This window comes from Methanosarcina sediminis (assembly GCF_052056915.1).
In the GTDB taxonomy this organism is placed as follows: domain Archaea; phylum Halobacteriota; class Methanosarcinia; order Methanosarcinales; family Methanosarcinaceae; genus MTP4.
The window spans coordinates 3,316,229-3,339,030 of the sequence record NZ_CP195119.1 but is presented as its reverse complement, the minus strand read 5'-3'; the positions used below and the strand labels follow the sequence as shown (position 1 = coordinate 3,339,030).

At 47.1% G+C, this 22,802-nt stretch carries 18 protein-coding genes; 6 read left to right on the top strand and 12 right to left on the bottom strand.

From position 1 onward, the window contains the following. Positions 1–115: 115 nt before the first annotated feature. A complete protein-coding gene (locus tag ACSAZK_RS14620) occupies positions 116–376 on the top strand; it encodes a PRC-barrel domain-containing protein (protein WP_048180130.1) in 261 nt (86 codons plus the stop codon). 328 nt (positions 377–704) lie between these two features. Here ACSAZK_RS14620 and ACSAZK_RS14615 read toward each other — a convergent pair whose 3' ends face one another. Beyond that, positions 705–1,385, bottom strand: coding sequence for a phosphoglycolate phosphatase (locus ACSAZK_RS14615; protein WP_440954805.1), 681 nt, complete (start codon positions 1,383–1,385; stop codon positions 705–707). 131 nt (positions 1,386–1,516) lie between these two features. Next, positions 1,517–2,494: a DNA repair and recombination protein RadA gene (radA, locus tag ACSAZK_RS14610; RefSeq protein ID WP_440954804.1), complete on the bottom strand. Its 978-nt coding sequence runs from the start codon at positions 2,492–2,494 to the stop codon at positions 1,517–1,519. A gap of 364 nt (positions 2,495–2,858) precedes the next feature. On the opposite strand from radA, the gene ACSAZK_RS14605 reads away from it, so the two are divergent. The 3 genes from ACSAZK_RS14605 (at position 2,859) to ACSAZK_RS14595 (ending at position 4,751) form a co-directional block, all read left to right on the top strand. Further along, on the top strand, positions 2,859–3,323 hold the full coding sequence (locus tag ACSAZK_RS14605; RefSeq protein WP_440954803.1) for a phosphopantetheine adenylyltransferase: 465 nt from the start codon (positions 2,859–2,861) through the stop codon (positions 3,321–3,323). A 176-nt stretch (positions 3,324–3,499) separates the two neighbouring features. Continuing rightward, on the top strand, positions 3,500–3,832 hold the full coding sequence (locus ACSAZK_RS14600) for a hypothetical protein (protein ID WP_440954802.1): 333 nt from the start codon (positions 3,500–3,502) through the stop codon (positions 3,830–3,832). Between the two features lie 85 nt (positions 3,833–3,917). Next, positions 3,918–4,751 (top strand): TIM barrel protein, encoded by an 834-nt coding sequence (locus ACSAZK_RS14595; protein WP_440954801.1) that lies wholly within the window; start codon positions 3,918–3,920, stop codon positions 4,749–4,751. A gap of 128 nt (positions 4,752–4,879) precedes the next feature. On the opposite strand, the gene ACSAZK_RS14590 is transcribed toward ACSAZK_RS14595, so the two are convergent. The 4 genes from ACSAZK_RS14590 to ACSAZK_RS14575 form a co-directional block, all read right to left on the bottom strand. After that, a complete protein-coding gene (locus tag ACSAZK_RS14590) occupies positions 4,880–6,241 on the bottom strand; it encodes an energy-coupling factor ABC transporter ATP-binding protein (protein ID WP_440954800.1) in 1,362 nt (453 codons plus the stop codon). A gap of 12 nt (positions 6,242–6,253) precedes the next feature. After that, complete coding sequence (cbiQ, locus tag ACSAZK_RS14585; RefSeq protein ID WP_440954799.1) at positions 6,254–7,036, bottom strand: cobalt ECF transporter T component CbiQ; 783 nt, start codon at positions 7,034–7,036, stop codon at positions 6,254–6,256. A 103-nt stretch (positions 7,037–7,139) separates the two neighbouring features. Further along, a complete protein-coding gene (locus ACSAZK_RS14580; RefSeq protein ID WP_440954798.1) occupies positions 7,140–7,475 on the bottom strand; it encodes an energy-coupling factor ABC transporter substrate-binding protein in 336 nt (111 codons plus the stop codon). After that, positions 7,472–8,167: an energy-coupling factor ABC transporter permease gene (locus ACSAZK_RS14575; RefSeq protein WP_440954797.1), complete on the bottom strand. Its 696-nt coding sequence runs from the start codon at positions 8,165–8,167 to the stop codon at positions 7,472–7,474. Before ACSAZK_RS14575 ends, ACSAZK_RS14580 begins: the two co-directional genes overlap by 4 nt. Before the next feature lie 651 nt (positions 8,168–8,818). Here ACSAZK_RS14575 and ACSAZK_RS14570 point away from each other — a divergent pair. Continuing rightward, positions 8,819–11,683 (top strand): disaggregatase related repeat-containing protein, encoded by a 2,865-nt coding sequence (locus ACSAZK_RS14570; protein WP_440954796.1) that lies wholly within the window; start codon positions 8,819–8,821, stop codon positions 11,681–11,683. 539 nt (positions 11,684–12,222) lie between these two features. On the opposite strand, the gene ACSAZK_RS14565 is transcribed toward ACSAZK_RS14570, so the two are convergent. The 3 genes from ACSAZK_RS14565 to ACSAZK_RS14555 form a co-directional block, all read right to left on the bottom strand. Beyond that, positions 12,223–12,723: a YqaA family protein gene (locus tag ACSAZK_RS14565; protein ID WP_440954795.1), complete on the bottom strand. Its 501-nt coding sequence runs from the start codon at positions 12,721–12,723 to the stop codon at positions 12,223–12,225. A gap of 283 nt (positions 12,724–13,006) precedes the next feature. Continuing rightward, positions 13,007–15,568 carry an S-layer protein domain-containing protein gene (locus ACSAZK_RS14560; protein ID WP_440954794.1) on the bottom strand — a complete coding sequence of 854 codons (2,562 nt, stop codon included), beginning with the start codon at positions 15,566–15,568 and terminating at the stop codon, positions 13,007–13,009. 377 nt (positions 15,569–15,945) lie between these two features. After that, positions 15,946–16,665: a queuosine precursor transporter gene (locus ACSAZK_RS14555; RefSeq protein ID WP_440954793.1), complete on the bottom strand. Its 720-nt coding sequence runs from the start codon at positions 16,663–16,665 to the stop codon at positions 15,946–15,948. 486 nt (positions 16,666–17,151) lie between these two features. On the opposite strand from ACSAZK_RS14555, the gene cca reads away from it, so the two are divergent. Continuing rightward, positions 17,152–18,516 carry a CCA tRNA nucleotidyltransferase gene (gene cca / locus ACSAZK_RS14550; protein ID WP_440954792.1) on the top strand — a complete coding sequence of 455 codons (1,365 nt, stop codon included), beginning with the start codon at positions 17,152–17,154 and terminating at the stop codon, positions 18,514–18,516. Between the two features lie 119 nt (positions 18,517–18,635). Here cca and ACSAZK_RS14545 read toward each other — a convergent pair whose 3' ends face one another. From ACSAZK_RS14545 to pfkC, 3 genes are all read right to left on the bottom strand, one after another. Next, the gene (locus ACSAZK_RS14545; protein WP_440954791.1) at positions 18,636–19,484 is read right to left on the bottom strand and encodes a DNA-3-methyladenine glycosylase family protein; all 849 of its coding nucleotides are present in this window, start codon (positions 19,482–19,484) and stop codon (positions 18,636–18,638) included. Then, positions 19,471–20,949, bottom strand: coding sequence for an ADP-dependent glucokinase/phosphofructokinase (locus ACSAZK_RS14540; RefSeq protein WP_440954790.1), 1,479 nt, complete (start codon positions 20,947–20,949; stop codon positions 19,471–19,473). The genes ACSAZK_RS14545 and ACSAZK_RS14540 overlap by 14 nt, the downstream gene beginning before the upstream one ends. Before the next feature lie 251 nt (positions 20,950–21,200). Next, on the bottom strand, positions 21,201–22,676 hold the full coding sequence (pfkC, locus tag ACSAZK_RS14535) for an ADP-specific phosphofructokinase (RefSeq protein ID WP_440954789.1): 1,476 nt from the start codon (positions 22,674–22,676) through the stop codon (positions 21,201–21,203). Positions 22,677–22,802 lie beyond the last annotated feature (126 nt).

Below are 22,802 nucleotides of genomic sequence, written 5' to 3'. Positions count from 1 at the left end.
ATGAAGAAGTTCTTAAAAAATATAGGCATAGATAAAACAAAATTTCATGAGTTCGAATCCAGAATTACCCGTAACCTATATCCCACATTACATTGAGGACGGAGACACGATAAAAATGTCTAAAGTATTTGCAAGGAACCTTATCTCCAACACCCAGGTGATGGCAACGGACGGAACAGAGATCGGTACGCTGACCAACATAGTATTGGAGATCAAAGCCGGACACCTCATCGACCTGATGGTCGAACCGAATATTAACCTTGATACTACCAAATACAAAAAAGAGGGCAACTACATCCTCCTGCCCTTTGATTCCGTGAGTGCCATCAAAGACTACATCATCATTGACAAGATGAGAGCCAGGGCAGGGAACTGAAAAGCAAAAACGAAAAATCAGAACCGAAAAGCATCCCGCAGGCTGAATAGTATCCCGCATGCCGGAAAGTAAAGAGCAGGCGGGAACTCATATTTTTTAATATATGCAGAGGCTGCAAGGATTGCACTTGCCTGCTGCGGCAGGCTCGAGATCCGATTCAGTTTACTTCGCCGCTACCCGTTCCCCGGCAGGCCGGAGGAGGGGTAACACCTTTTTATTTCGAACCTTTTTCTCAGCTTGAATTTGTTTACTTGACTTGAATTTGTTTACTGCAGGTTTTAATTGCAGTTTTTTGGAGAACTAAGGATTTCCTGAGACTTATGATCGCTTATATCCAGCCCCTGGATTCGAGGAATTCGAAGGCTTCCACCGCTCCGGCCCCGAATGTGGCTTCAGTTACGTAATCGGCAACCGTTTTAATCTCCTCATCCCCGTTTGCAACGGCGATCCCGAAACCTGCGGCTTCAAGCATTTCAACGTCATTTGCGGAATCCCCGACTGCAACAAACTCTTCAGGTTTAAGATCCATCAGCCCGGCAAGTTTTATGAGCCCTGTGCCCTTGTTGATTTTCCTGCTCTTGATGTGGACTGCGTATTTGGTGTCTATGAGCTCCACATCAAAGGGCTGTTCCTTGAGGAGTACTCTGGCCCTCCCCAGGTCAAAATTCCGGCGAAGGGCAATTTCGGTTTTCCGGTAGAAAGGATCCAGTTTTGTAAGTTCGAAATGTTCGGAAAGGAAATCAAAAGCCTTTTCACACTCTTCAATGGTTTCCTCAAAAGTGCCATTCACATCATAACGGACAGTGACGGCACCCCCATTTTCAGCGATCACTGCCCCACTCAGGCCGATCAGCTTCGAAGCTGTCCTGGCATAACAGAGGATGTTGCCGGTGGCAAGGACCACGGGGACGTTTAGGGAACGTATCTTCTCCACGGCCTTCAAGTGGAGTTCCCTCTTCTCACAGGTGATCGTCCCGTCGATATCAACAACGATAGCTTTGAATTTCATTGAAAAGAGATTGGCAGGGGATACTAAAACGTTTCCCCGCCAGAAATATTTCAGGTTGTGATTTCCTTAATGAAGTTTGTGCGTCATATCTCAAACTTCATATCTCAAACTTCACCCTGCCGGACCCTTCATCACTGGTCAACCAGCCCTGTGGTCGTGACCCCAACCACGGCTTCCCCTTCAGGCAGGTTCGGAGAGTCTACAAGCCGAATGATCCTCTTTTCGCCTTTGGACTTCCTGAGATAGAGCCTGAAAGTAGCCGTGTGCCCCACGACGTGTCCTCCAACCGGCCTGGTGGGATCCCCGAAAAAGGCGTCGGGTTTTGACATGACCTGGTTGGTTACGACAACACAGGCATTGAACAGGTCTCCGAAACGGAGCAAGCCGTGCATGTGCTTGTTGAGCTTCTGCTGCCTGTCCGCAAGGGTGCCCCGTCCTACGTACTCGGCCCTGAAGTGAGCCATGAGAGAGTCAACAATGAGCAAGCGTACGGGTTTATCAGAGTCTTTGAGCTCGTTTGCAAGGTCGTTTGCGGAATCCACAAGCAGCATCTGATGATTGGAATTGTATGCCCTGGCAACGTGAATGTTCTGAAGGAATTCTTCAGGGTTTAGCTCCAGGCCGTATTTATCGGAAAGCCCCTGTACCATCTGGGCAATCCTCTCAGGCCGGAAGGTGTTTTCTGTATCGATGATAATGACCGAACCGTCCAGTCCTCCGTATTCCCTTGACATCTGGACGTTTACTGCAAGCTGGTGGGCCACCTGGGTCTTCCCTGAACCGAACTCCCCGTACAGTTCGGTAATGGACTGGGTCTCGACGCCCCCACCCATCATTTCATTAAATTCCGTACAGCCGGTGGAAAGCTTTCCCACCAGTTTCCGCCGCTCAAGGACAGTGTCCCCGGTCTCGAAACCTCCGATATCTGCAGCCTGCCTTGCGGCATTGATGATCTTTGCGGCCGTTGATTCCCCGATTTCGGCTGTATTGGCAAGTTCGGAAGGAGAGGCTACTGCCACTGCCTCGATAGTGTTAAATCCGGCTTCCTTGAGTTTTTCTGCAGTTGCAGGGCCAACTCCGGGCAACTCTTCCAGTAAAATTTCACTCATTTATGAAGAACTCCTTTACAATGCACATGTTTGTGTAAGGTGCATAATGGTTGATTCCTTATTGTTTTGCAAGTATATAAAGCTGGAGGGGGCGGGGTGAAAGTATTAAGTGCCGGAATATTCAGGGCCTTCTGATACTGAAAAACCCGGAATCAGGTAAAAAAATAAAGAACAGGAAAGTGAAGAACAGGAAAGTGAAGAACAGGAAAGGAAAGAACAAGATAAAGAAAATGAAAAAAGAAGCAAGTAATCGTTCCCGAAGCAGCCATAAAAAAGAGAAAAGCGGAAGAAAAAATAGAAAACACATCTAAAAACTGCAAAAAAAACCAAAAACTTCTTTTTATTTGATATAATATCACCCATTATGCCAAAAGTCGTCGTAGGTGGTACGTTTCAATACATACACGATGGACATACTAAACTTATAAAAAAGGCTTTTGAGGTAGCCGGGGATGGAAAGGTATACATAGGGCTCACCTCGGACGAGATGCTAAGCAAAAACCACAGTATAGAAAAATATGAAAGCAGGAAGTCCCTGTTGCAGGAGTACATCGAAAACCTTCAGATTCCCAAAGAAAAATACGAAATCCAGAAACTGAACGACCCCTACGGCCCCACCATCAAAGAAGACTTTGACTTTATCATCGTCTCCCCGGAAACCTATCCCGTGGCCATTGAGATCAACCGCCTGCGTGTGGAGAGGGGCCTGAAGCCCCTGGAAATAGAATATGTAGAATACGTAATGGCAGAAGACAGGACCCCGATCTCTACCACAAGAATAGCAAAAGGAGAGATAGACAGACACGGCAAGTTGAAGAAAAAATCCTGAGATTTCAAGAATTATTTTTCACGGATTATTGCGTTTCCCGCAGAATTCCTCGGAAGGACAGATTTTTCGGACAGGATTTTCCGGCATAGCTTCAATATCCCCCAATAGATCGATTTTTTTTAAACAGTTTGTGTTTTCAATAAATATAAATCAGGATAGGATTATAAAGAGATAACATGCCAAGAGAATTCAGTGAAAAGGACATCGAAATTTTCAACAAGCTGGCCCCGGAAGCCGGGGGAGAACCTATATCCAGGGAAGCAGGACACCATTTCCCTTACATCCTTCGCCCTATCTCGCACAAGTTTGCCGAGTCTGCAGAAGATTTCAGAGAACGGCTGGAAAGACTGGACCCTGAAGAGCTGGATTACCTGGTAGGGCTGGCCCTGGAAAACAAGGAAGACGTCAGGTCCCTGGATGAAGACCTGGACGAGCTTCTGGAAGTTGTTAGCGAAAAGGTGTCCCCTGAAAGGGCAAAGGAACTTAAGGACTTTCTGGGCCTTGTCTGAGCTCCCGGAGCCCTTCAAAGCGGGAAGAAAAAGCTAAAGAAGAAAGAAGAAAACCAGCAAAAAAGCGAAAACTCTTTTGAAAAACATGCCGCCTGAAAAACTGCTTTTCGGAACTGCGGGGGTTCCCAGAAGCTCAGCTGGGAGAAACAGCGCCGCAGGTATCGAGCGAGTCCGGGAACTGGGCCTGGACTGCATGGAGCTTGAGTTCGTGCAGGGAGTGCGCATGAAGGAAAAAGGGGCAAAAAATGTCTTTGAAGCCTCAAAAAAACAAGGCATAGCCCTCAGCGTCCATGCCCCTTACTACATCAACCTCAACTCCCCGGAAGAGGAGAAATTGAAGGCAAGCATGGAAAGGATCTACCAGTCCGCCCGGATAGGCAGCCTTTGCGGGGCAAGGTCTGTGGTTTTACATGCAGCTTTCTACCAGAAAAGCAGCAAAGAAAGCGTCTATGCAAAAGTGGCGAAAGCGCTCGGGGAACTTACCGGAAAGCTAAGAGACGAAGAGATTCCGGCAGTCCTCCGCCCCGAGACCATGGGCAAACGCAGCCAGTTCGGGACCCTCGAAGAAGTGCTCGCACTGAGCGCGGAAATCGAAGGAGTCATGCCCTGCCTGGACTTTTCTCACATGCATGCAAGGGAAGGAAGGGATAATTCCTACCCCGAATTTAAGGCTATTCTTGACAGGGTTGAAGAAGAGCTTGGAAAAGAAGGGCTCTCAAACATGCACATGCACGTCTCAGGGATCGAATACGGCAAAAACGGGGAAAAGAAACACCTTGTCCTGGAGGAATCCGATTTCAACTACATGGAGCTCCTGAAAGCCCTGAAAGAATTCAGGGTCAAAGGGCTGGTAATCTGCGAAAGCCCGAACCTTGAGGAAGACGCACTTCTTCTTAAAAAGAGCTACGAGTCAATTTAAACGAGCTGGCTTTAAAACAGGAAAATAAAGAAAAAAATCGATCCTGTGAAATAAAAAATGAATAATGGAAAAAGTCCTGCGAAATGAAAAGTGGATAATGGGAAAATCAGCGAAAGGAGATCCGAGGCTTAAACCCGGAAACCTTCGGCAGATTCCTCTAACACTTCCAGCCAGGGAAATTCTTCTCCCGTATTGAATGTGCCGACGTTCAACTCGATTCCACTTAATTCCACGTACTCGCGGATCCGTTTGAATGCATGTTCCACCATGCCTCCGCCAGTCAGGATGAGGCAGCGTTTTCCACAGAGAGCTGTGAGGATAGACCTGTCAATAACGCCCGAGGTAACGTCCAGGAAAATGCCGTCCTCTTCGGCCAGGATTTTACTCTTTTTGCCCATGGCCCCGACAAAGGTGACGTCCCCTTCCTCTATAATGTTCAGGACCTCAGGGTAAGAATAACTATCCGTATCATAGAGCAGGATACCTCCGGCTTTGATGCTGCGGCGTTTCAACTCAACGATGGCTTTGCCGCCCGGATGGATGTGCAGGACTCTTGCGTTAATAGCCTCGTAGGGAGAGTTGGGAGAATACTCCCCGTAAAGAATTCCCAGGTTAAGAGTATCACCCTCTTTGACCCCGTGAGGCGCGTCCACCCACATCAACTCGGGAGGCCGCAGAGCATTTACGAGTTCAGGCAGGGTCTTTGGGGACAGGTAGCCTTTTGCAAGGCCTCTCCTCTCGAGTTCATGGTAAACTTCAAGGGAAGAAGGGGGACGCAAACCGGCAAGTTTCAGGAGTTCCGTTTGCCTGAAAAGTACCTCGGGTGCCCCTTCTCCGATAAGCTCGCTGTCCGACATGAGGTAAACATAATCCGACCAGCGGTATGCAAGGTCGACATCGTGGGTCGAGATGATGATCGTGCTCCCGTAATGGTTGAACTCGTTGAGGAGATCCATAATCTCGTCCGCCCCCACGGGGTCCAGGTTGGAAAGAGGCTCGTCAAGGATGATCACTTCAGGCTCCATTGCCATCACTCCTGCGATTGCAACCCGCTTCTTCTGTCCTCCGCTCAGGTGGTGGGGTGGCCTGTCCTTGAAATTGGTAAGCCCTACCTGTTCCAGCGCCCTGTTCACACAGGTCTCTAGCTTTTCTTTCGGGTAATCAAGGTTTGCAGGGCCAAAGGCCACGTCCTGGTAGACGGTAGGAGCAAAAAGCTGGTCATCAGAGTTCTGGAAAACGATCCCCACGGATTTCCTTATTTCCCTCAATGATTTCGAGTTGTATTTGAAAGGTACGTCGTGGAAAAGGACTTCGCCTTTCCCGGGTTTCATGGTCCCGTTAAGGAGCATAAAAAGAGTTGATTTTCCGGACCCGTTCTGCCCGACAAATGCAATCTTTTTCCCTTTATCAATCTTGATATTAATGTCCCTGAGTGCCACGTTTCCGTCTGGATAGGAGTACGTAAGCCCTCTTGTTTCAAGAATAGTCATGTTTTTCGCCTCTCAAATGATGGACACACCTCTTGTAAGATAGAACAATGTGAGGGTGGATAAGAAATATGCGGACGTTAGCAGCAGTTCAGGCAGTTTGACAGGCCTTCTGGTTTCAAACATTGTCATTTTCCCGTCATAACATCTTGAGTTCATAGATACGAAGAGTTTTTCACCCTGGTCCCATGACCGGATGAAAAGCGTACTTCCGAGCATCCCGAAAGAGCGGAAGGACTTTTTGAAATCCCCGTAGCCGAGCCTGACAGTCTGGGCAAACTTTATCTGGACTGCCATGTCCAGGAAAACAAAGATATAACGATAGATCAGCATGGAAAGTTCGACCACGGACCCGGGCAAGCGGGATTTTTTAAGGACCGAGAACAACTCGATCATTGGGGTGGTCAGAGCCAGGAAGTAAAGGCAGCACATCCCGCTAACAGACCTTGCAAGCACCAGCATCGCAAGTTCCAGGCCGTCGGCACGGACAGCCAGGGGATAGCTCGCAAGCCTGAAAGAATAAAGTTCAGCCCCTGTGCCTGAGAAAAATGCGATGATCAAAACCCCCACCGCTGCAAAACCCATTGGAGCCAGAAGGAGTTTGAGATAGAAACGGAGCGGGGTTTTCCCGAGAAAAACCGTTGCAAAACTCATGCAAAGTGCTATGAAAAAAGGCGGGATAGGAGAATAGGCCGAGACTCCCGCAAGCAGACCGAAAGCTACGATTGTCAGTTTAAGATAGTTATTCCGGTACCTTAGAGGGCTCATAAGAGCATAGTCATCAAGTATATTTGTCATTAGGTAACCCGTTACTGATGAATTAGGACTAAGAAGTAAAAATAAAAGGCAAAAGATAAAAACTTTCCTTTTACGAATAAAAAGGAAAGCTCAGTTGCCAACATTATGAACGAGTTTCACTATCCCGGTTTTTGCCTTTGTAAGTGACTTCACCTTCATAAAGGTTTTTTGCCCTGTAATACCCAAGGAAGTAACCGATGATCCCTGCCCCGATGGCTGCCTGAAGCCCGAAGAGAAGGCTTTCGATTTCACCACTTGGAGGTTCCCAGATGGGCTCTGCGATAGGCACATAGGTTCCGCCTGTGATTTCCTCAATAACACCCTCAGCTTCCCCGTCAGCTCCACCGTATTCGGCGTCCGTTGTTGAGGACATGTAGACGAACTGGACTGTAAAGACCAGGACAATGGCAAGTACTATAAGTTCGAGTTTCCGGCTCATGAACTAAGCCCCCTGAGTTTGCGAACAATCGATTCTTCGACTACTTTAAGCTCCACGAGGATGTCGCTCTTAACGTTAATCACATATTTGAAAAGCAACGCCGTAACCGCCCCTTCCATAATTGCCAGAGGGACCTGCGTTACTGCAAAGATACCGGCAAATCTCCCGAAGGAAGCAACAACCCCACCTGTCGGGTCGGGGAAAGCCAGGGCAAGTTCCACGGAAGTGACCACATAAGTTGCCCAGTCCCCAAGGGTGGCAGCTAAGAAGACTACGAGGAAGAAGTTCAGCTTGGCTTTCATCCCTGCCTTATAGACCAGGTATGCCACAACAGGGCCCACGATACCCATGGAAAAGACGTTGGCACCAAGCGTAGTTAGCCCGCCGTGGGCAAGGAATAGCGCCTGATAGAGAAGCACGATTGTCCCGAGCACTGCGGAAATTGCGGGCCCGAAGATGATTGCTGCGACTCCCGTCCCCGTCGGATGAGAACAGCTTCCCGTAACCGAAGGCAGTTTCAGGGAAGAGAGCACAAAGATAAATGCACCCGCAACAGCCAGAAGAGGCAATATCTCGCGTTTTTCGTTTACCAGTTTGTTCATTTTATAGATCCCGAATGCGATCACCGGGATTGAGATCGCAAACCAGACCTGCCACCAGGGCGTAGGTAAAAAACCTTCCATCACGTGCATTAAATCACCATTTTGATAAAAGTATATGATAGAACAATTACAAGTAAATCAAGTAAATGTTATTGATTATAAGACAAGTAAAGTAGCGCGAATAATATATAAAAAGGTTATGCCGTTAACAACACAAAGAAAAAACAATACCATAAGAACCAATGAGGGAATATATTGGAATATAAATAGACAAAATAAAATAGAAGTCAATAAGAAAACAAGTAAATCTGATTCGAATAGGAATAAAAGCAAAGAATATTATGCAAATTATGCATAAACAATAAAAAATACTAAAGAATGCCGGATATGAAGGGGTGAAGTGAAGCTGTAGACTTTTTAGTATAATTTTTAAGTTTCAAATTTTATTATTTGAGTTCAAACTTTAGAGCTTAAAATGTTAGAGTTTAAGTTTTCTTTTATCGATCTTTTTTGTGTGATTTGCCAAATCATTCACTGTCCAATCGTTTTTAAAACTACCACAGTAAAAATATTTTATGAATTGCGAGTAGGCAACACTTCTGAATATTTATTTGATATATATAAATAGCATAGTATATAAATTACTAATATAAAATTCGTTTTATTTGATATAGGATTATATCCTTTTCTTTAACAGAAAGCATTGGTTTCTAATTACGTTTAAACTAGGGGGCAAATATAATGGGAAGTAGAATTATTGAAATTCCTGCAGTTCGGGAAGCAAACGTTCAGGTATCCATAGTTAGTGGAACTGTTATAGTAAAAGACGAATCTGGTAATGTGATCGATAGAAGTTCAAACGCCGCGGATGCTATTAAAGCGGCTATAAGAGCAATAGATAGCGGCGTTATCTCCTTCCAGGAAGGTACATATAATATCAAAAGTGCACTTCGTTTAAAATCCAATATAACCTTCATCGGAGAAGAAGGAGTGGTATTTGACTGCATTAGCTCCCCAGGATTTACTACCGGTACCGGTGGCTATTCCTCTTCAACAATCCCGGTGGCAAGTAACGCCAACTCAGGGACTACACAGATTAAGTTGTCAGGGGTTTCTGGCCTGAATGTCGGAAACTATTTAAAAATTTCAGACGATTACACGGTTCCCTATGAAAAAAAAAATGTCTATAAAAACGGTGAGCTGGCAAAAATAGTTGCCATCAACGGTTCAACAGTCACAATTAACAAACCGCTTTACGATAGCTATACCACATCGAGGAATGCAAAGGTCCGAGAAATCTCAATGCTTGAAAACATCAGGTTTGAAAACATTGATTTTGTAGGGAAAGGAATGGGCACCAGTTCTACTGCAATCTATTTCTATGCAACGAAGAACGTTACGTTCTCAAATTGTGGAATTAAAGATTTTGGCACCCGTGCAATCAGTTTATTTGACTGTCTGGACTGTACTGTAGAAAACAGCACCTTTAAAAGAATATTCAGAGACGGTACAGGATATGGAATTGCCATCACAAATGCCTGTGACAACATCGTCATAAAAAACAACTCTTTCCTTGAAAAAGGCAGGCACTACATTGCTGTTGTTTCCAGCCACGGAGGACGCAAAACTGACGACGGCTTTACCCGGCATGTAGATGTTCTGAACAATATTTTCAGAGATTGCGCCGACGAAGCTGTAAACTCACACCCTACTTCAGCTCCGATTTTCAGGGTAATCGGCAATGAATTCTACGATTCCAGAAAGGGTGTGGAATTGGCCAGAACCGACAGCATCGTAAAAGACAATAAATTTTATCGCTGTGGGAATGCCCTGGTTACATTAAGCACCGGCAACCACGTGATTGAGGGTAATTACTTCAACGGAAACAGGATTTCCATCATCCCTCACGCTACAAGTAACATAATCAGGAACAACGTGTTTGACAACGGCGGGTACATCTCACCTGAACTTAATGTCGTAATTGAAAGTAATACTTTCAAGAATTATTCCGGATATATCATCCACGCACCCGACACACGCGGCACTTCCGAGCTGAAAAATATTGAAATCTCCAATAATATATGTGAAGATCCCCTTAAAGTGGCAATGGAACTAAAGTCTGCCAGCAATGTTAAATTAAATAATAATAATCTGAGAGGGTACCTTAAATTAACAGAATGTGATGATGTAGAAATCGGCTGCAACAGGATAGACTCTCCCGAAACTTCGGGAGTCAGCGTTATCAAGGCAAAAGGACCACACACTATCAAGGATAATAATATCAAAGCCAGAAGCGTAGGAATTTACCTTAAAGCCGGAACATCTCGAAACAACGAAAAAATTCTCATCGCGCGCAATGCCGTTGATGCTCCTGAATTATATTCTAATGATGGCTATTCAAATGTCACCGTAATAGAAGGAACTCCTATCTGCCCAACTCCTACTCCTATGAGAATGCAGGATTCCCGCCTTCGTGAAGGTTCTCCTGACATCGTTTTCACTGACGTTATTTATCTTGACCTTGGAGGCAAAGAAGGAATCGGTGGGTACAGAGACCTGGTCGTGTTTGACCTAAGCAAGTATAATAATGCCGATCAGATCGAAAAGGCTACCCTTTCCCTCTTCTGGTACTACCCTGAAGGAGAGAAAAGACCCGAGGACACAGTTGTTGAAATTTACCGGCCTGAAGCCTGGAACCCCGACCATGTTACCTGGAACAGCAAGGACCATAACACATCCTGGGCGAATCCCGGCGGCGACTGGCACGACCTGAATAACGTTCCCCAGGGAAGTACCCCATACGCAAAGATTGCCATCAAGGGCAGTGACGTCCCTGACAACAGATACCATGAACTTGACGTGACCGAGCTTGTGAAAGCTTACGTGAGCGGAAAGTATGAGAACACGGGATTCCTGATCAAAGCCAGCACCGAAAGGGGAAACTATATTGCTTTCTACAGCAGTGACTGCAAAATTGGTGAGTGTGCCCCGAAACTCGATGTAAAACTGAATCCCGCCCCTGTAGTTCACGTCCTTAGAAAGCTTAAGGACAGCCGCCTCCGCCAAGGATCTCCTGACACCGTATATAAGGACGTCCCTTATATCGACCTGGGCGGTGCAAAAGAAATTGTCGGGTACAGAGACCTGCTCCGTTTCGATTTAAGTGAATTGGACAATGCCGATCTGATCGAAAAGGCTATCCTTTCCCTCTTCTGGTACTACCCTGAAGGAAAAGAAAGAACTGAGGACACAGTTGTTGAAATCTACCGACCTGAAACCTGGAACCCCAACCACGTTACCTGGAACAACAAGGACCTCAACACACGCTGGGAGAATGCCGGCGGCGACTGGTACGACCTGAATAACGTTCCCCAGGGAAGTACCCCATATGCAAAGGTTGCCATCAAGGGCAGTGATGTCCCTGACAACAGCTACCATGAACTTGACGTAACCGAGCTTGTGAAAGCTTACGTGAGCGGAAAGTATGAGAACACAGGATTCCTGATCAAAGCCCACACTGAAAGCGGAAACTACATCGCTTTCTGCAGCAGCGACTATGAAGACGAAAACAAGAGGCCTGTGTTAACGGTATCTGAAAAAGCATAAGTTTTCTTCAGTATAGATTTCGCAAAATACTGAAAATCAAATTGCGTGAGGCCACCCTGCCCTAAAAAGGCTGTCCGACAATTCAATTTCCGGGCAAAAACATGTAAAAATAAGGCATTTAAACCCTTTAAATCGAAAAAGAAGAAATTCATTTATTACTGACAGTAATTGTCGGATAGTCTGTAAAGTACGGGGTATTCGTGACCCTCCGCGCTCCCATCGTAATAAAAGAAAAAAAAGAAAAAAAAGAATGGAGGTTATAACCGCAGATTGGCCTCGTTTTTAAACCCGGAAGAAAGGTTTTTGATGGCAGAGTACTTCAAAATTAATCAATTAAATTTGATTTTATAATTAAATATTGAACATGAAAGTATATAAGCGTTCCGATCAATATCGCATCCAAGGAAACCCTTGCCAGAAAGGATTGCTGCCGGAAAAAAGTAATGCACCATGAATAAAATTTGCTTGATTTCTGAAACGAAAAAGACAATTCAAATAAGAAAAGGAAAAGAGTCTTTGCAAATTTACCGACCGAAAAGTCAGCCGGGGAAGTAAGCCGATAATAACGAGAGGCTGGGGTTAAGGAAAACGGTAAAATAAGCAAGGGCAGCGTAACGCCCTAACTTTCCTGCAAATACCAGGACAGAAAATACCACAAAGGGAAGGTTCATCAGCCCCGCAGCCATGGTGATAACGTCCCCTATCCCCGGCACCCAGGTCAAGAGGAGGGTGTATACCCCGTATTTCTTAAAGAGGCGTTCACTCTTGGCAAGTTTCTCTTCCGAAGGAGAAAAGTACTTCTCAATAGCACCACGGCCTTTCAGCCCGATGTAATATGTAGTACAGGCCCCTAGAAAATTCCCTATTGTCGCCACCATAACGACAAAAAAAGGATTGAAACCCTGGTAGACAAGCGCAACTAATAGTGCTTCTGCCCCGAAAGGAAGAACCGTAGAAGCCAGAAAGCTCAAAACAAAAAGGTTCAAGTAAGCGTATTCGGTGATGAAATCATACAAAAACTCAAGCATGGTATCGGCCAATATCAGGGATTTGTAACTCTTCCATTTTACAGGTTCTTACATTCTACCTTATATCCTATTTATATCCGTTCATAGCTGATTACTTATTCCTTTATACAGGCTCATTATTCATTTATAGCCAATAATTTCGCGACATAACCCGAAGATGATAAAAACAAAACTCAGAAAAGAAGCAAGTAATCGGAAAAAAACCAAAATAAGGAAAAAAAAGGAAGAAGGAAGAAAAAATTACAACTCCTTCTAACTCATCACTTTCTGAATCCATCAGTTCTTTATGAATCCATCAGTTCTTTCCTTTTCCTCTCCTGAACACCACGAACACCGTAAGCAGAATTCCCAGGGTCAGCGCAGCGCTAAGGAAGGGAGTCTTTTCCGTGGCCTCGTAAGTTCCGCTAAGGTCCCCGATTTCAACCGTATACGTTCCGGGCTCTTCTTCCATGTGGGAGAATTCGAGAGTCGTGCTTTCCCCGGCCCCCAGGCTTACTGTTTCGGAATCCACGGCTTCACCGTTGACAAGCAATTCCACGGTACTTTCGTCTTCGGCGTTTCCGGTGTTTTCAACCTGCACAGTGACCTTAACGGCCGCCCCGGCTTCAACGGAAGCAGGCTCGACAGTAAGGTTCGTGAACACGAATTCGGCCCTGTGCTCCAGTACCTCTATGACAGCTTCCCCGGCTTCATATCCGGCTTTAGAAGCGTTAATTTTGTAAGTTCCCGGAGCGGTCACCCAGTAGGAAACAATACCTGCTTCATTCGTTTGTTCCCCGAGATCCTCTCCTCCAAAGAAGACATCAGCCCCGGACACCGGTTTGTCACCAATGGAATCCGTGACCTTTATGCTTATGGTGTCCCCTTCCCGGATGGGGTCTGGAGAGACTTCGATTTCCAGTTTCCTGGAACCTTCTGCCAGGACATCCACCTCTTTGCTTCCGGAGACGTATCCGCCCTTTTCCGCAGAAACCGTGAAGCTGCCTTCGGAGTCAGGCGTATACCCGAGACTTCCTTCATCTCCGGTGCGCCCTATGCTCTCATCCTCAAAGAACAGCTCGACATCGCCGACTGAAACACCTCTTGCGGTAACAAGAATTTCAACTTCCTCTCCGACCACCAGGGTATCGGGCATCTCAATATCAAGCTGCCCTCCATCTCCTTTAACGACTTCAACAAAAGGATAGAAACGAAGCTCTGACGAATCGGCAACCCTGAATTTGACATTTTCCATAAGGTCAATGGTATCGTCCCTTGAAAGCGAGATGGAGTCCTCATTTTCCATTATTACACCGGAAGAGGATACGGAGACTATTTCCATCTCTCCGAAGGAATCCCCTTCCTCAAGCTCAAGGTAATCGTCCGAGATCTGGAAAATCCCTTCCACAAATACGGCATCAACTTCCGTCCCCCTGAAGACTGTGCTTACATGGACCGCGATCATCGGGACATCATCGGCACCCCCTATGTCGGCTTCGTAAACATAGTCCCCGTTGGAACTTACAATGCCCGTATCCAGCAGGTCCCCGTCTTTGTAAAGTTCAAAAAGCACGCTTTTCCCATTGACATCGATTTCCGCTGCCTTGAGGGAATAGCCATTTTCGAGGATCAGGGAGGAACCTGTGAAAAGAGACTTTTTGTCGTCCTCGTCAATCAGGACCTTTGAAAGGATGCTGTCCGAAAGCACACTCACGCGGTCCGAATCCCCGAAGGCGTCTTCAGGGTACCCGGCAAAGTACTTTTCGGCAAGGAAACCGATGACTTCATAGCCCCCCCAGTCTTCCCGCTCAAACTCCACGAGTTCCGGTTTTGTGGAATAGACAAGCATCTCGTCATCAATCGACCGCCCTTCAAGTTCTTTGATGACAAGTCTTTCGGTTGAGACGTCTTCGTCAATATTATAGTAGAAACCTTCAAAGTTGAAAGGCGTCCATACCGTCGTATTGAAAATTTCATCGTAGACCGTACCCCTTAACTCATAGCTCCCTGGCTCGGAGGCCTCTACCTCAAGGGCAAAACGGAGTTCATCGGCATCAGCCACCACAAAACCAAGCCTGCCCATAAGCTCGACAGTATCCCCCTTGCTAAGGGAAATGGAATCTTCATTTTCCATCCTGATTCCCGAGCTTGAAATAGAACCTACTTCGAGTTCTCCGAACTCATCTCCTCCCTCGATTTTAACGTATTCGTCCGATACCTGGAATATTCCCTCGACAAATACGGCAGTGGTCTCCCTGCCGGTAAAAATCTCGGAGAAGTGAACCGCAATGAGTGGGACGTCTTCAGTATCCCCGAGGTCTGTTTCATAAACGTAGTCATCATTAGAAGAAAGGAAGGAGTCTTCGATAACGTCTCCGTCCTTTTCAAGCTGGACCCAGACCTTGTCCCCGCTGATGTCGACTTCAACAATGTTCAGGGAATAGCCTTCGGAAAGCAAAAGAGAAGACCCTGCATAAAGGGAACGTTCCTCATCGTCATCAAGCAGGACCTTCGAAAGCTGTCCGTCCGAAATAACGCTGATGTCATCGTTTACAAAGTCGGTATTTTCAGTATATCCTGCAAAGTAGCGCTCTGCCATGAACCCTATGACCTGGTACGAACCCCAGCCCCCATATTCGAATTCCGTTTCTATGGGCTTTGTGAAATACTGCAGATTTCCATCCTCAATGACCCGCCTGCCTTCCTCAAGCTGGACGGTCAGGTTTTCCGAGCCTTCCCCGGTATCCAGGTCATAATAGAAACCCGAATACGTCTGCGGCGTCCAGGTATATGTAAGGCTCTGGTTTGCATTTTCGTCCCACACGCGGTCTCCTGAATCTGAAGCCGCAGCTGCAGTTCCGAGAAGCAGCCCAATCATTAAAAATACGCATAAAATTTTAAAATAATTTATAATCCCCAATTTAAGCCTCCTTTATGTTTTTCACGTCGAAATTGTGGAAGAATTTCCCTAAGTGAAAATTACTTCCGGAAACGTGTAAATATATTACAATTGTTTTTTCCAGTATATGCATTTTCTGCACCTTCAAAAATCAGAGTAATTTACAGGCCACATTTGCCTGAAAACCCCTTCTTGAAAAAACAGAATCATGAAGAAAACTCCTGAGGAAAAATAAGGAAGGGATACAAGACGAGTTAAAAAAGAAAGAAGGAGAAAAGAAAAAAAGAAAAGAAAAACGACTTAAAAAAGGAAAGGAGGAGAAGGAGAAGGAGAAGGAGAAAATGACCTTTTTCCATTCAATCTTTCAAAAGCCGCTTATACAGGACAAACCAGGGGTTGTCCAGGAAACCGATGATGTTCTTGCTTATCAACTGCCCTATGAGTAGTGGGATTACGGGCATCACTCCGTAGAAAGCTACAAAGACAAAGATTAGGGAGTCAAGAGTCAGGTTGATGATGTCGCTTGCCCCGGAACGGAGCCAGATATAGGGATTGAGCATGGTGTCGTGCTTGAAATTTTTTTCCCTTTCGGCAAAACGTTTTTTGAGGCTTGCAAAGACCCAGGCGTCAAGGTTCGAGCAGACCAGGAAGGAAAGCCAGCTTGCGACGGTAATCCTGACGCTCAAGCCAAAGAGACTCATCCAGGCATCCTCAAGCTCGAAAAACGGGGCAGGGCTGAGGGTTGTTGCCATACCTATGAAGAGCACGAAAAGCACCTGGGTCGCAAAGGCTATTAAAATGGAAAGGTGCGTCCTGCGCTCCCCGTAAACTTCGTTAATCATGTCCACCACCTGGGCAATGAAAGGATAGATGAAGACTGCCGCGGGAGCGAAGAAAGAATAAAAACCGAGGTCGAAGACTATTATTCTCGTAGCCATCACCTGGGATGCCAGGAGGTAGACCACATAAAAAGCGGTGAGCACGGTAAAGCCATTCTCAGGAAGTTTTTTGATAATGTAAACCGATGCAAAGGTAGCAATTGTTAAGCTAACGATCCAGTACAACCAGACAAGCATTTTTCGATCACAACCGTGTTTTTGAAAGCAGGGGAACGTGTAGGCTGGAGTAAGTATGGGAAATGAAAGACAAACGAGTTGAAATAATTAAGAAATTTTCGGATTAAGGTGCTGTAAATGTCATTCATTTTATTTAAATTGTTCAGGGATCTTCAAACCCTATCCCAGTATGCCAGAAAGAATCTTGATAGAGCATGAATTTCTGAAACCAGGAAATACCCGGACATAACCTAACATATCCGGAAATATCCGGAAATACCTGGAGATACCCGTAAATACCTGGAGATACCCGGAAATACCTGGAGATGCCCGGAAATACCCGGAAATACTCGGAAATACAAAAAACATCCCTGCTCCGGAAACTCTTGCCGGGAAACCCACAAATTATAAGTTCAAAAACACAACTTTGAACTATACAAAATGGAAAAACAAATGGAAAAACAAATGGAAAAACAAATGGAAAAAAAATATGGAGCCAACCCTGGCATGGAAACACAAAGCAGAATCCCCGAAAATTTGAAACTTGCAGTTCTTGAAAGAATAAAGCCTTCACAAGCCGAAAGAGAACGGCTCCTGATCGCCCAGGACGAACTGGTCGCAAAAGTAAAAGAGGCTGCGGAGCAGCTGGACGTTCCGGATGTTTTTGCAAAAGTTGTGGGATCAGCAGCCCGGGGGACCTGGCTTTCGGGGACACATGACATCGATATCTTCATCAGCTTCCCGGAGGAGACTGCCAGGGAAGACCTTGAAACCCAGGGCATGGCAATAGCAAGGGATATTGCAAAAGGTGCGGAACACGCCGAAGACCGCCATGCCGAACACCCCTACCTGAACATCAGGTTCAAAGGCTTTGATGTTGATCTGGTCCCCTGTTTCAGGGTCGCTTCGGCATGCAGGATCAAATCAGCAGTGGACAGGACGCCTTTTCACAACGAGTTTGTCAAGACCCGTATAGAAGGGCTGGAAGACGATGTACTTCTCATGAAACAGTTCATGCGCGGAGCCGGGGTCTACGGCTCGGAACTGAGGACCCAGGGCTTTTCAGGCTACCTGACCGAGCTCCTGGTCATCCACTACGGCTCCTTTGAAAGTGCTGTCCAGGCAGCCAGGTCCTGGAAACCGGGAAAAAAAATAGATCTCATGAAGCATGCCGAAATCGAGCACGAAGAGCCCCTGGTAATGGTCGACCCCACGGACCCTAAGCGAAACGTGGCAGCGGCGCTCTCCCTGGACAAATTCTGCATGTTCATCGACCACTGCAGGGAGTTTCTCAAAAACCCGGACTTGAAATCCTTTTTCCCCGAACCCCCCTCTCCGGTCGGAGACGCAGAAATCCTTGAAAAAATGGAAATGCGGGGAAGCGGCCAGCTTGCCGTTGTCTTCAAAACCCCTGACGTCGTGGAAGACGTACTCTACCCGCAACTCTACAAGACAGAACAGGCCGCAGCATCCCTTCTGGAAGGGCACGGGTTTTCCGTAATCAAGACCGGGGTCTGGGCCGGAAGACAGGAAACCGTTATCATGCTCGAACTTATCTCAAACACCCTCCCCAATGTCAAAAAACACATCGGCCCCCCGGTCTGGGTCCCGGGGCATGCAGAGCAGTTCAAAGCAAAGTACGAAAACACAGAAGACGTCTTTGCGGGCTATATTGAAGACGGGAAATACGTCTTTGAAATCCTCCGCAAGTACCCCCTGGCAGCCGAACTCCTCAAAGAACAGCTCAGTTCCCACTCCCTTGGAAAACACATCCAGAAAAGCATAAATAGGGGAGTTGAAGTCCTGGAAAACGCAGAGGTCCGGAGCTTAAAAGACCCGGGTTTCAGGGTGTTTTTAAGGAACTGGCTTTGAAAAGCCATCTCCCAAAAAATAATTCCAGAAAGAAATCATACTCAACAGAGTGTTTCAAAAAAGGGGAATCTAATCCAAAAAAAGGGGAATTGAACCCTCAAAAAAAGGGAATTGAACCCTCAAAAAAGGGGAACAAAACCCTCAACCCTCTTCTGGTAGAAGAGATACTGCTGGGCATAGCCGCAGTAAGGCCCGAAATACTCCCGGCCCCAGTCACCCATCCGGCTTAAATTCTTACAATTTTCAAAGTACTCGTCGTCAATGTGGTAGTGCTGGATGATCTGGCGGATGTGGGTGTCCACGGGGAAAGCTTCCATTTTTTCAAAGGCAAAAAGCAGGATGCAGTCCGAAACCTTTTCCCCGATTCCCCGGAGCCTCATCAACCGCTCCCGGGCATATTTGTATTCGAGCCTGTAAAGGATGTCAAAGTCCAGTTCCCCGGAAAGCACCTCCTCAGCAGCGGCTTTTATCCTCTCGGTCCTGAACCCCAGCTTGCACTTATCAAGCAGGGAGAGGTCGGCATTTGCAAGAGCTGCCGGGTCAGGGAAACTGTAATACCCTTCCTCAAGTTCTTCTCCGAAAAACCTGCTCAGGAGGTAGATCCGTTTCTGGATCGTGGGGATACTCGACGCCGTGGCAAGCATGTAGGAAACCAGGCATTCCCAGGGGTCCTGCCTGATCAGGCGAAGTCCGCAGTAGCTTTTGATCGCCCTGTCGATGAGCAGGTCTTTGTTAACGCTTCTGTAGATCGAATGGAGGTCGTCATCCAGGCGGAAATAATTCACGAAAAACTCGGGTGAAAACTTCGAATCTATGAGAATTTCCCCGCAGGCTTCTTCCTGGGAGACACGGACAACCTGTCCTCCCACAACACCCGTCCACCAGTCCCCTTCCCGGTTCCAGCGGAAGACCTGCCCGCAGTCCAGGGTATAGTTCAGGTTGAACAGTTCGGGCTTAAGCCTGTACATCCAGTTCGAGCCTCCTTAAAAAAAACCCTGCCGTAAGCGTATCGCCCAGACCCACTGTGGTCACGGGGGATTTCGAAAGCAGTGTAGGAAGCATGCACAGCATATATCCCCCCCGAAAAGCAAAAGCCCCGTTTCCGGCAGCTTCCCCTCCGAAGGCTTCAAGGAAGCGGCTCAACTCCCCCCTTCCCGGTTCGCTTTCCTGAAGTTTCGAAACTCCTGTTTCCACAAAGTCCCGTCCGTCCAGCCTGCCCGTAGCTGCATATGTGCCTGCACATTTGACCCCGAACTCCAGGGCCTCGATTTCGTTTTCAACCTCCAGGGAATAAAAAGGCCTTCTGATAAGTTCAGGCCTTTCCGGGCAGCCGCAGGCAGAAGACCCGGTATCGTCCCACCTGACCGCAGCCAGCACAAACTCCCTCGTATGGACAACAAGTTTTCGCAGCCTGTGACGAGAAGCCAGGCAAGAAGCGGCTTTTCCCACAGCTTCCGCGTTCATCCGGAGGAGACCTTCAACCGGGATCCCGTGAAGCTCGTGGAAGCTTGCAAGTTCGTCCTCGTTCATTCCAAGGCTGTCAACTATTGCGGCAAACTTCGAAAAGACAGTACAGGCAAGTTTCTGATTTCCAAAATGCCCGAACTCCAGGTGGACCCTGAGTCTTTCATTCCCGGCTTTCCAGGCCAGGACGCGGGAAAGGACCTGTTCAACAATTTCCAGGTAGCTGCCCCCGTCAGGATACTCCTCGAGCAGGAGATGGAAACCCGAAATCAAAGCGCCGTCCATCTCCCCGGCATGCTGCAGAGCGTAGGCATCAAAGTCAGGATTGATGAAAAGCCTGAAGTTAAGCTGGTCACAGGTCGCTATGAAGCGGTTTTCCCTGGGGACTGTGAACTGCTCCCCGTAAATGGAAAAGCTCTCACCTTCTGAGAAATCAAAGACGAAGTGGATAGGGTCCTGTTCAGGGGCAGAGGCATCAACTTTACTCCTGTCAACTTTACTCCTGTCAACTTTACTTCTGTCAACTTTACTCTTGACTTCAGCCTCCCCAAAAACCTTCGCTGAAGAGCGAACGGGGAAATACACACTTTTTCCGGAAAACAAAGAGAGCTGGGTCTTTGAAGGAACGGCAACATTCGGAACAACCAGCGAAGCCCCGAGTTCGGAGAGGGTATTGGCCATGATCCCGGCATTACCCCCCATCCTCACCAGGGACTTTTCGAAATAGCGGCCTTTCAGGAACTCGAATACCGAAGGATTGAAAACCAGCCATTCAGCCCCACACCCGTTTTTCATGCAATAGGCAAGCCCTGCCGCAAAATCCGATACGGAATCAATCCTGCCGGGAGGTGAATCTATTTTATCCAGGATCTCGGAACTTTCGAAGGACTCCAGCAGTTCGGAAAGCTCGGACCCGCCCATCCTGTACACCGAATCGATGTTAACGTTGTAGCCGCAGAGTATCTTCATCTAAACATGTCCTCATTAATCGGTATTTCAGGTAAGAGAATTTTCTTTCAGCTAAGGAAATTTTCATTTATAGTCCCGAAAGCAAATATTTACACTTACATTATAACCACGGAAGACACGGAAAGCACGGAAGGATTGTGCCCCAATTTCCTTTATTCCGTGTTTTCTGTGCTTTCTGTGGTTAAACTTTAACTTGAGATTGGTGAAGGAATTGTGAAGGAATTTGGGTCTTTGACTATAGTTAAGGGAATTTACTTTCCGGCCCATTTTTGCTTCATCTTAGCGAGCATGGCCACAAAGGCTCCTGCGGAAATCGCATCTCCGATTCCCACGGTGGCCCTGGGCTTACTGACCACTTTTGAAGGGACAATGACAGCGTCGTGTTTCACGCCGTAGATGTATCCGTACTCGAACTCATCCGGGGAGCAGAGTTTCCTGCCAACACAGTAGAGCTTGAAATTTTCCAGGTCTTCGAGCCCTTTTTCCGAAACAGGGACTTCCAGCCCGGCTTCGGCTTCATCCAGAGTCTCTATTTTTCCCTCGAGGGCCTGAGTGGCTGCAAGGGAGGAGGCAAAGAGCAGGGAGTCCCTGTGCTCTTTCAGAGTAAGGGGATGGCCTTTTGCAAGAGCACATATGTAAAAGCCAAGGCAGTGAACATGGACACGCTCAAGGGCGAGGTCTTCGAGCAGCTGGACAGCCCCCTGGTAAAGCGCCATTATCCCGTTTTCTCCTTTCCGGATAACCGCATAAGAAAGCTCTTCATGCCCCAGCACGTTCAGGGCATTTGCCACCTCCACGGTGTCCAGGCCCAGAGAATGGACGTGTCCGGCAACGATTTCCTCCAGGATTGCTTTCCTTATAACCCTGTTCTGGATGGACGTGAGCTCTACGTGGATGCGCAGTTCGGGGTTAAGGGACTTCAGTTTCTCAATTGCCCTGACGGATTTTGCCACGTAGTCCTCATAAGTGGTCCCGTCCTCATATTCTTCCTTGATCATCTGGTAGCCCGAGAGAATTGCCCCGTCAACGTGACCCAGGGAGTCGAGCTGTTCGTAAATCTCCTTATCCATGTCCAGGCGAAGCCATTTCGGGCGCGAAGAGATTATAAGGCGGTTATCCCTGGGGACCTTGAAAGTGTTTCCCCCGCAGCTCACGTCCAGGTCTTTAGAATACTCGAGAATCCAGTTGACCTTGGAATCGATTCCCGGTTTATAAGCCTCAAGAGGGTGTTTAAGGAAGACTTTCCCCCCCTCTACCTTCGGATGGAGGAGACTTTCCGAGGGAGCAAAGTATCCTGCCTGTTCTTCCGAGAGCCAGGGCACGTAAGCTACAACCTTTTTCAGGCCCAGGTGAACCAGAAGGTTCGCAATGATCCCGGCCTGTCCCCCCATGCGGGCATAGTCAAAGCCCAGGTGTCCCTTTAACCATTCATGGGTTTCCGCGGTATATGTCGGGACCTCGGCGGCTTTCCCGTCCCGCATTGAAATCATCAGGCGGGCGAGGAAATCGAGAGGTTCTTTGATCTCCCTCGGGTATGCGGAAATCTTCTCCTGGATTTCGGCAGCTTCGAAAAGCTCGAGCAGCTTTGCAAGGTCTTCTTCATTCAAATGTTTGATAGCATCAATATTGCTGTTGTAGGCAACAAAGACCCCTTCCAGGTAAGGAAGAGCTTCCTTTACGCTGTAAAATGCATCCCTGTGGCGCTGATCCCATTCTGCTAGGTCCACTTAGCAAAAAACCCCCTGGAGAATTAAATGAAACAATAGAAAGACTAAAGAGCCTTTTCACGCAGCAAAGGCAATAAAAAGGGCTCTTTAATCTATTAATCCCTTCATTAAGTTTATTTTTCTTTC

Coding starts and splice junctions, on each gene's coding strand:
- ACSAZK_RS14590 (WP_440954800.1), bottom strand. CDS start 6,241: ATGACTATTCTTGAAACAAGAGGGCTTACGTACTCCTATCCAGACGGA.
- ACSAZK_RS14600 (WP_440954802.1), top strand. CDS start 3,500: ATGCCAAGAGAATTCAGTGAAAAGGACATCGAAATTTTCAACAAGCTG.
- ACSAZK_RS14560 (WP_440954794.1), bottom strand. CDS start 15,568: ATGATTGGGCTGCTTCTCGGAACTGCAGCTGCGGCTTCAGATTCAGGA.
- ACSAZK_RS14555 (WP_440954793.1), bottom strand. CDS start 16,665: ATGCTTGTCTGGTTGTACTGGATCGTTAGCTTAACAATTGCTACCTTT.
- cca (WP_440954792.1), top strand. CDS start 17,152: ATGGAAACACAAAGCAGAATCCCCGAAAATTTGAAACTTGCAGTTCTT.
- ACSAZK_RS14545 (WP_440954791.1), bottom strand. CDS start 19,484: ATGTACAGGCTTAAGCCCGAACTGTTCAACCTGAACTATACCCTGGAC.
- ACSAZK_RS14595 (WP_440954801.1), top strand. CDS start 3,918: ATGCCGCCTGAAAAACTGCTTTTCGGAACTGCGGGGGTTCCCAGAAGC.
- ACSAZK_RS14615 (WP_440954805.1), bottom strand. CDS start 1,385: ATGAAATTCAAAGCTATCGTTGTTGATATCGACGGGACGATCACCTGT.
- ACSAZK_RS14580 (WP_440954798.1), bottom strand. CDS start 7,475: ATGAGCCGGAAACTCGAACTTATAGTACTTGCCATTGTCCTGGTCTTT.
- ACSAZK_RS14620 (WP_048180130.1), top strand. CDS start 116: ATGTCTAAAGTATTTGCAAGGAACCTTATCTCCAACACCCAGGTGATG.
- ACSAZK_RS14540 (WP_440954790.1), bottom strand. CDS start 20,949: ATGAAGATACTCTGCGGCTACAACGTTAACATCGATTCGGTGTACAGG.
- ACSAZK_RS14575 (WP_440954797.1), bottom strand. CDS start 8,167: ATGCACGTGATGGAAGGTTTTTTACCTACGCCCTGGTGGCAGGTCTGG.
- ACSAZK_RS14605 (WP_440954803.1), top strand. CDS start 2,859: ATGCCAAAAGTCGTCGTAGGTGGTACGTTTCAATACATACACGATGGA.
- radA (WP_440954804.1), bottom strand. CDS start 2,494: ATGAGTGAAATTTTACTGGAAGAGTTGCCCGGAGTTGGCCCTGCAACT.
- ACSAZK_RS14570 (WP_440954796.1), top strand. CDS start 8,819: ATGGGAAGTAGAATTATTGAAATTCCTGCAGTTCGGGAAGCAAACGTT.
- cbiQ (WP_440954799.1), bottom strand. CDS start 7,036: ATGACAAATATACTTGATGACTATGCTCTTATGAGCCCTCTAAGGTAC.